The organism is Methanoculleus sp. UBA303, from assembly GCA_002501655.1.
Taxonomy (GTDB): Archaea; Halobacteriota; Methanomicrobia; order Methanomicrobiales; family Methanoculleaceae; genus Methanoculleus.
Window position 1 is genome coordinate 91,140 of sequence record DANY01000041.1, and the last position, 9,103, is coordinate 100,242.

General features: G+C 57.4%; 7 protein-coding genes. 4 read left to right on the top strand and 3 right to left on the bottom strand.

Annotated elements, in window-relative coordinates; translation table 11 throughout:
* Positions 1-218: 218 nt before the first annotated feature.
* Positions 219-869 carry a phosphoribosylanthranilate isomerase gene (locus BP846_RS10350; protein WP_292395077.1) on the bottom strand — a complete coding sequence of 217 codons (651 nt, stop codon included), beginning with the start codon at positions 867-869 and terminating at the stop codon, positions 219-221.
* Positions 870-1,052: 183 nt separating this feature from the next.
* Between BP846_RS10350 and BP846_RS10355 the strand changes: the two genes are divergently transcribed.
* Entirely contained in the window at positions 1,053-2,339 is a 1,287-nt protein-coding gene (locus BP846_RS10355) for a site-specific integrase (protein ID WP_292395079.1), read from the top strand.
* 357 nt (positions 2,340-2,696) lie between these two features.
* Positions 2,697-3,299, top strand: a complete 603-nt coding sequence (locus BP846_RS10360; RefSeq protein WP_349680779.1) for a GNAT family N-acetyltransferase — start codon at positions 2,697-2,699, stop codon at positions 3,297-3,299.
* Between the two features lie 679 nt (positions 3,300-3,978).
* Here the strand turns inward: BP846_RS10360 and BP846_RS13130 are convergent.
* Both BP846_RS13130 and BP846_RS10365 read right to left on the bottom strand, forming a co-directional pair.
* Entirely contained in the window at positions 3,979-4,800 is an 822-nt protein-coding gene (locus tag BP846_RS13130; RefSeq protein WP_394339970.1) for a PEGA domain-containing protein, read from the bottom strand.
* Positions 4,801-4,865: 65 nt separating this feature from the next.
* On the bottom strand, positions 4,866-5,468 hold the full coding sequence (locus BP846_RS10365; protein ID WP_292395083.1) for a tyrosine-type recombinase/integrase: 603 nt from the start codon (positions 5,466-5,468) through the stop codon (positions 4,866-4,868).
* A 294-nt stretch (positions 5,469-5,762) separates the two neighbouring features.
* Here BP846_RS10365 and BP846_RS10370 point away from each other — a divergent pair, with 294 nt between their 5' ends.
* Both BP846_RS10370 and BP846_RS10375 read left to right on the top strand, forming a co-directional pair.
* Positions 5,763-5,984, top strand: a complete 222-nt coding sequence (locus BP846_RS10370; RefSeq protein ID WP_292395085.1) for a helix-turn-helix domain-containing protein — start codon at positions 5,763-5,765, stop codon at positions 5,982-5,984.
* 1 nt (position 5,985) lies between these two features.
* Positions 5,986-9,018, top strand: coding sequence for a hypothetical protein (locus BP846_RS10375; RefSeq protein WP_292395087.1), 3,033 nt, complete (start codon positions 5,986-5,988; stop codon positions 9,016-9,018).
* Positions 9,019-9,103: the final 85 nt, after the last annotated feature.

Below are 9,103 nucleotides of genomic sequence, written 5' to 3' on the forward strand. Positions count from 1 at the left end.
CGGACACACAAATTAAGGTGAAATAGCCCACTATAGCCCCGCACGAGAACACGAGGAGACGACTTCTTTGCGGCGAACGCTGGACCGCTCCCGGCAAACCTACACCGGATCTGGTCATCCGCCCACGATCAGGCCGATTCATTTCTGATCCGGATGCCTTCCCGCATAAGAAGATCAACGTCTTCCCTCCGGCTGCGATGATCGGCGATACGGGTACCTCAGTTCCCCGGCAGAGCGCCTCGTGCTCCGCGGGCAAAGGCCAGGGTTTTCTCAGGGTCGCGAAGACCGTCTTTCTTGACGCCGGTATGCACGTCGACCCCGTATGGGCGGACGCTCCGTATCGCCTCTGCAACATTCTCCGGCTTGAGTCCTCCTGCGAGTATTACAGGGATTGCTGATTTTGCCACGATCTGCGCGCTGATATTCCAGTCGTGAGGGATTCCTGTCCCCCCGATCTTCTCCTGGGTCCGGGTGTCGAGGATGAGGGCATCGGCGTAGGGCTCATAGAGTTTCGCTGCCGCTATAGCCGACTCACCCGTCACGTGAACGGCTTTCACGATCTTCAGGTACGGGAGAGCATCCCGGATGACAGGTATCCCGGACGGCTCGACGGCATCCTGGATCTGCAGCGTCGTGCAGCGCGAATCTTTCACCAGTCCGATGAGGTCCTCCGTATCCCTGAGGTGGGTGACTGCGACCGGTTCGATGAACGGCGGGAGCTCTCGTATCATCTCCGCCGCTTCTGCCGGGGTTACGACATCGGTGCTCTGGTAGGTCACGCCCATGATGAAACCCACGGCATCGCAGCCTGCATCGATTGCACACCGCATATCCGCAAGGCTTGCCGTCCCGCAGAATTTGACACGCATCAGATCCTCTTTGTCGTTATGGGCAGATGGAATATCCGCAGAGGCGACGATCACACGGTGCATCCGTAACGACAGATGATTCAGTTGTAGAGGGTGTAAGAAAAGTTGCTCGAAGTGCCCCCGCCCGGATTACGACCAGGGAAGTTCCAAATCCTTATTACGGGTGAGCGCGCATAGGTGACTATGCCACAGCCAAACAAACCCTTCTACAACGGCCAGATCCGGTATGGATACCAGGTGTCCCTGGAGTCCGGGATTGAGAAAGGGACTATCACCGACCGCGACCGGAAGCTCATTCTGGAATATGTCGAGGAACGGAAGGTCGTCAAGGATCTCTCGCTCGCGAGGATCAACAAGATTGTCTCTCATCTGGTTGGATGGCGGAAGTTCCTTACAGTCCCATTCTCCGAGGCTACGATCACGGATATCTACGCCGCCATCACTGCTCTCAAGGGGGGAGTGAGCATCAAGGGGATACCCTTCTCCCAGAATACCATCCACGATTATATCCGCGTTCTGAAGCCCTTTCTCCATTGGCTGAATGAGGAGGGGCATAACGAGCTCAATACCACTAAAATCCGAAAAATTCAGTCCCCACCGGTGGATCGAGACACCAAAAGTCCAGACGATCTCCTCACCGTGAGGGAGGTAGAGCAACTCCTCGAAGCAGCCAAGGATCTCAGAAACCGGGCAATAATCGGAGTCCTTTATGAATCTGGGTGCCGGATAGGCGAACTCGGGCGCCTCCAGTGGAAGGATGTTATTTTCGATGAATACGGCACTAAGTTGTATCTCACTGACAATAAGACCAAAAAGCGAAGGTATTCGCGGTTAACGCTTGCAGCCTCCTATCTTGCAGCCTGGAAGGTCGAGTATCCCGGCTCCCCCTCGGGTGATAACCTCGTCTTCATCTCCCAACAACATAACAGGCTGGAGTATAACGCCTTCCTCCGCATACTTCAGCGAACCGGGAAGGCTGCTGGGATACAAAAGAACGTGCATCCCCACATCCTCCGATCGTCACGGATCACGCATATGGTCTCCCAGAACTATCAGGAGAGCGTCATTAAGAAAAGCATGTGGGGGAATTTGAAGACCGATATGTTCGAAACCTATGTGAAGTTAGGCGAAGGGGACATTGATGCTGAGTTCCTGGAAAAGGCCGGAGTCGCGATGAAGGCGGATACTGCCGATGAACTCAAGGCTCGGCCATGCCCGAACTGCCATACAGTGAACGCCCCAACCTTTGACCACTGTTATAAATGTGGGTGGGCTCTGTCGCCCGAAGCGATCGCCCGGACGAATGATCTCAAAGGGCAGATTGAGGGGACGGAAGCATACCAGATGCTTGAGGCGATGCGCGACCGGCCAGAGTTATTCGACTCATTCCTCGCAAACTTCGACCAACTACTATTAGAGCGGCTAAAGATGATGGGGCTCGGCTCTCAAACTGCAGGTGTTGGGTTATAATAGCCCGGCACCCACAAAGCCCAGCAAAGATCAAATTGTGCCAGTTATTACTTGCGTAGGAGGGTGAGGACTCTTGGCGTACAGAACCTTTTGATAAGGTATATATGCCAATAGGTATTTAATATCCTCAAACGCATCGAACGTGCCAGGGGTTCCACTGTTCTTTATAATCCTCATGATAACGGCACACGAACCAAGGACTACCATATGCGAAACGTAAGGAGAGATAAAAGATGGTCAAAGAATTCGAACTCGGTCTGACACTTGAGGGCGATCAGATCCAAAGGTTTGAGGAATATATACGGAACCCTACTTGTACGGATTTAGGGATCGAAATCGTCCGGAAAGCGGTTCTTGATGCCAGAGCAGGGAAGTTTCAACGGAGATAAACCCCAAAAAATCCCTTGGGATGAATTGAAAGTCCAATCCATTTGCGGGGATATAGATCCGTCTTCGTTTTTTTGCCAAGATGAGAAACTAAACGAATTTTTATACCGTCGTGCATATTTGGGACACAGGTATTGCGTCTCTGTGACTCATCTCGTCATATATAATGATGCTCTTGTAGGCTTTTTTTCCCTCGCAAATGGGATGATAAATAAAGGAAAAGTGCAAGAATTCCATAGAAAAATAGGATTTCAACATGACTATCCGGTATTAAAGATTGTAAGATTGGCTACACACAAAGATTATGAAAACCGAGGAATTGGAACTTTTATGATATACCAGGCAATTGGAACGGCTGAAACAATTTCGGCAATGTCTGGTTGCAAATTTGTCGCTGTAGATGCCAAAGTCAAATCGGCACAGTGGTACCTCTCGCGTGGATTTAAAGGCGCAGACCCCCCAGAAAAATGGAGTACTAACCCTGAGAGCACAGTTCCCTTGTACCTTGATTATAAGGGTGTTTTCGAAAAAACAAGCCCTACGGGGGCCCACATTGATCCATCCACAAATTAGAGCAGCAAATTTGTTTTCACACCCAAGGATGATGCAGGGTATCTCTCCTCAGTAGATCATTCCATTCAGTCAGATGACTCACCGAAAACAGACATATAAATGGATTCTTTTTCGTGCACAGAGCGTTATATGAAAACTAGAAGGAGATTGCGCATTTTTAAGACACATTTTATTAGACAAGCATTATCTACTCAGTCGCCTCTGGATGTCGTCTTCGAGCGTTTGGAGATCATGCGCGATGTCGTCCGACAACTGCGGGGCATATTTTTTAATGATCGTAATTGATCTCAAGGCAAACTCCAATTCGAGTCGTGCCTGTTCGTATTTTCTAGTCTCGTCCTCAATTTTATCACACAATTCAATTAGTATCTCTGCATCAATCTGTTTGTTTCTGCCATCCTCCAATGTTCAACACCCCCTGGTCTTCGTAGGTATTTTTTCAGAACCGCCCAAATTGTGATCTAAGGTCAGATCTCGTCCAGTCCTCGATAAATCACCTCATTCAATAAATGGTTTGGTTGTAATTAAAGTGCTCCTTGGTCATCACAGCCTCGCGAGCGCCTCGAAGATGGCCCGGTCTTCCTCGAGGATCCGATCAAGGACCCTCTCAACTCTGGGGGGAGCTTGGGGGTTTCACCCTCCTCCCTCCCATCCATCTCACCGGTCATCTCGCTCATTGCTACCCTCCAAACAGCCCTCGGAAGAAGTATACCACGTACTGGAGCACATCCGTAGGTTCATCTGATTGTGCGCTTGCCCGTGTTATAGCTGTCGAGGAGGTAGACCCTGAGGTCTCGTGCATTATGGGCTCTGTTTGAACCGGCTGTGACAGGGGTGCCCCCTCCTCGGTCAGGATCCAAAATACCTTCTGGTTTGAGCGGTCGGAGGTCTTGTACAGATCCACTGTCTCTGTCCTATCGAGATACCCCTCCAACCGGAGCATAACTGTATGCGGTCCCGCGGATGCTACGATCGTGCAGGGAGTCGTCCCATTAGGGCGACCGTCGATATATACGGACGCTCCTGTCGGACATGACGTCACCTCAAGACCTGCCAGATAGACTGGTGCAACGTAGTTTGGATCTTTATCTAAAGTGATGGAGATATGCGAGCGATCTCCGCTATTGATCTGGAATCGCTCTGTATGTGTTTGATACCCCGGTGCTGTGGCCCGGATCGTGTGGGTGCCGGTGGGTAGAGAGTAGGTTTCCCTCTTGGTGGGGGACTTTGAGCCAGTTATAGGCGACTTCATAGGGGCAATAGGTCCGTACCCGCCATCAATGGATATTGTAGCCTCACCGGGTGAAACCTCGACAGTCAAGTAATTCACGGGAGTTTGGGTCGGCGTCACATACACGACTATTGGTCTTTGATGCGAGGCGCCCGGGGCTCCCGGCGGCGGGACAGAACGTACTGGAGGATTGATTATAGTGGAGGTTACTGGATATACGATACAGAAGACGAGTATAATAACAGCCAGAAGACGAAAATATTTCACCATATTTAAACTCACCTGTCACATTACTGCGGCAGTATGGTTCTAATGGTTTAAATCGTTTCGCTTAATCACTCCCCTCCCCACCCCGCCGTGTATTGCTTAATCTCCTGTCGAGCCTCTGGAGGCCAGCCGAGCCCCGCGTAGTGCCGTAACATGGTTCGGATGTCATGGCCCATCGATAGCGAGACGGAGCCCTCCCGGTGACCGTGGGTCGCGAGGATCCACGATGACCACGTTTTTCGAGTCATTTTCGGGGCGATCCCCTTAAGACCCGCGAGGTGCCCCTCGTCCTTGGCTTTCCGCGCCGCCCGGAGCAGGGTCTCGCTCCAGGATTGCCTGCTGATCGGCCGGAGGTCTTCGGGGTTCTGCTTCCGGTAAGAGATCAGGGTTTCGATTGCCTGAACCCCGGCGTTTGAGAGGAGCACTGTCCGTTCCGCCTGTTTGGCTCGCTTCTTGAGCATGGATCCCTTCGGGAGGTCAATAGCATGGCGGGATGCCTTATACCAGTCGGGGTGCTCTAAGAACCGTGCGAACTCCACGCCCCGCATTCCGGAGAAAAGGAGGCCGTCGAGGAGCAACTGGTCTTTGAAAGTGAGATGACTTCTGATCGCCCGGTACTCGCTAGGATAGAGGATCCTGGTGCTTTGCTTGAGGATGGGTTCTGGTGGCATTGGATAGTGGTCGAAGAGAGACCAAATAAAGAATGTCTGTGGTTGTCGTCTTATCATAAGATGACAGGGAGAGGCGGCATCGGGGGCGCTGCCGGAGAGATCCGGGTCGATACCCCCTACCAGGATAGGGGGATTGCCTGTCACGTTGCACAGTGCGACAGGGAGAGAACTAAGTTGCATGTGCAGATTTTTCGCATCACTAACCATAGGTAAACATTATCCCTTAAAACCCTGACCATCCTCGCATCGACTACGAGATCTATAATATGATCTCACCGAGGAGGAACGCCAGAAATGAAGCATATCCCGAAAAAAGACATCAAAGCCGCCAGCCAGCGGTTCGAGACCCAGCGGGCCAGATACCTCTACCTCACAAAGTTAGGCTACTCCCAGGCGGAGATCGCCGAGGCCTTCGGTATCTCGAAGCGGGCAGTCTGGCAGGCGATCAATGCCCCCGCGACCCCCCGGGAGATGGGGAAGCTGGAGAGGTACCGGGTCCCCATCAGGAGGCGGTAATATGGGGCTAAATACCGCGCTCTCCTCGTGGCTCAGGGGAGCGCAGTCTTCCGCAACGGCTGCCCTCCGTGCCGCTCAGGGGTATGGGGCGACACTCCGGCAGCAGACGATGACCGCCGTCTCAGTTGCACAGCGGGCGGCCACCCAACCTATCCAGCAGGCGCTCCAGCCTCGCTCCGCGACCCCGACATCCTCGCACACGACGAGGACCCTCACTCCGGTGGACGCCGTGGCCCGCACCGTGCAGGGCGGCGTCCGGGGGGTCCAGGAGGCGACCCGGCAGATCGTTCGGGCCCACGCCCCCATCGTGCAGGGAGTCCAGCGTGACGTCTCCCGGGCGGCTCGTTCTGCCCCGGCGGCCGTACGGAGTGCTCCGGCGGCGGTGCAGCAGGCAGCCCGACAGATTTCCGCGGCTCATGCTCCGATCGTTCAGGGGGTCCGGCGAGACGCGGGGAGGGCCATCCAGAGTGCTCCCGCGGCCGTCAGGAGTGCCCCGGCTGCTGTACAGGAGGCTAGCAGGCAGATCTCGCGGGCCCACGCCCCGATAGTTTCGTCTCCAGCCGCCCGGCAGGTCGCCGGCGCGGTTACCCGGGGCATCCAGAGCACTCCGATGGGGTTCCCGGTCGTCGCCGCGCGGGCCGCTTCGGGGGCCGTCCGGGTGGGCCAGGACGCTCTTGGATTCTCCTCTGCCGTTGATCGCTACAAGGGCCGAGAGGCGGCGCTTCAGAAGACGTATGCCGCCCAAAAACCCCTCTACGACCAGTATACCAAAGGCGTCCAGAACTACGAGAAGGGGGCCAAGACCTACGAGAAGGTCGCGTCGCAGTACGACCAGCGGCTCCAGGCATACAAGGCCAACCCCACCCGAACCGGGCTCGCGGAGGTCCGGATGCTCGAAGCAAACCTCCGGATGCTCGGTACCCCCCTCCAGGCTCAGTATGATCGGCTCCAGGCCCAGGATCGGGCTCTCTCCCCGCTCTGGGCTCAGGCGTCCGGGGTCGCGGCCGAGCGGAAGAAGGTCGAATCCCTCCAGGCTCAGGATCGGGGGGTAGTCTCCTCTGCCGTGATCGACGCACTAGGGGCCGCTCGGATGGGAACCACCCCGCCCGCGTCCCGGCAGGCATCGACGAGATCGGAGCAGGCCCTCCTCTATGGGGTCTACCCCGCCGCGGTCGGGGCGGCTGAGAAGTGGCGATCAGGAGTGGCGGAGCCGTTCGAGCGCGAAGCAACCAAGCTAACCGGGGGGCGTCCTCTGGTCATTCCGCAGGGCGCTATTGATGCCGTCCGGCACCCGGTGGCCCGGGGGGCGATCACGGCTCTGGCCCCGGGGATGGCGAGTACCCCCCTCGCAATGGATATTGTCACTGGGGCAAAGCAGTGGGCAGGGGCTGAACCGGGTATCAACGTGACCCGGTTCGCGGCCGGCGTAGTGCGGTCCCCGGCCGACGCGGCAGAGATGATTGGGATGGCCATACCTGGAGCCGAGGTGGCTGCCCGGAGGGTCGCAGAGCGACCCTCTGATCTCCTGTACCTCCCGATCGCCGGGATGGCCTACATGGGTGCGGGGACGGTCGAAGCCTTCAAACAGGACCCGGAGGGTACGGCAGGCTCGCTCGTGGGCATGGCGGCCCTCTCCCGGGGGGTAGGACGAGTATCCTCAGCCCCCCTCGGTCGGGTCGCGAAGACGGTTCGCCCCCGGATCACCGAGGCCCGGATCTCCGCCAGGATTAACCCCGTAGACCGGCCGGCGTTTCATGCCGTGAGCACCATCGGCCGGGGCATCGAAGGGATCCGGTCGGATGTGCTGATGGACCCGCGGTTCGGAGATGTTCTGAACGTCGGGGCGGAAAGAGCCCCGATCCTCACCAATATCCTCGCGGACACGCCCCACTCGGTATATGGCTCTGCCACCCGCACCGGGCAGATGCGCCCGGGGTCGGTCATGCGGCAGGCTAAGGATGTGGATATATTTGTCCCCGACGTGGACCTCCTCAATACGCGGATCGCCCAGGAGTTCGGCCGCCCCTACTCCGTCGAGGGGTCAACGGTGGTCCGGCAGGTCCCCGGGCAGGGGACGGTCCATGCGATTGATACCCACGCTGTCCCGGAGGGGTACCCGCTCCCCGGAGCAGGCCGAGGCGTGAGGGTCCAGTACGAAGAGGCCCAGGTTGCGCCCGAACTGCCGTTCGAGTGGATGCCCAAAGACCTCTTGAAGGCGGGCCGGATAACTCAGGAGTACCTCCATACTCAAGTGCAGCGGAAGGCCGCCTCTGTCGCCGGTGAGCCGGTCGAGGGCGGCGGCTGGCGGTTCGGGCCGCCGGAGCATCGGGCAACGAAGGACACCTTTGATCTGATTAGCGATGCGGAATACCTAATCTCCGCCGAGGAAGCCCGGCTCCCGGGCATGAACCCCGTGCGGCGCGCCTTGGTATCCCGGAGGCTCAAGCGGCTCAGGAAGGCAGTCGAAGACCTCAAGACGAACCCCACGCTCTCGCAAGCGTACCGCACCGAGCTCCAGAAGGCGAAGAAGTCTGTGGAGGAGGTAGCCGCGCCCGAAGATGATATCCTCCTTCGGGTCTCATCGATGCCCGCCCCACGGCAGAGGAGCCCCACTATCGGAGACCCCTCCCCGCTCGTGATCCCGGGGGTCTCCTCCCTCCTGAGCGCGGATCCGGCGTGGGTCGCGAACATTTCCCGGCCCCCCTCGCCTGTGCGGGGAGCATCCCCTCGGACGTCCGGGGCGATGATGTCTCCCGCCCGGAGTCCCGCCCGGAGGACGGCACATCGGCCCTCCCGCTCGCCCTCGGTGTTATCGCCCGGACGGGTCTCTCCCCTGCTGGCCGGCGGAGCGTCGCCCTCCCTGCAGACCGGGATCGTGGCATCATCCTCCCCCACGACCGGAAGACCTGCCGAGACCTCCCGGACCCCCAAGGTGGGACTAGGATCCGCCTCTCCGGGATCGCCGGTGGTCCTCGCCCCGAGCCCCTATCTCTACGAGCCCGGACCCGGCACGGCCATCCCCCATAAGCGCTAACTTTATCGACAACTATTTACCTGCAGACGGTGCATTATACTCTGGTGGAACCGAGGAAGGGGGAGCGAATCGGGGATGAACTTTG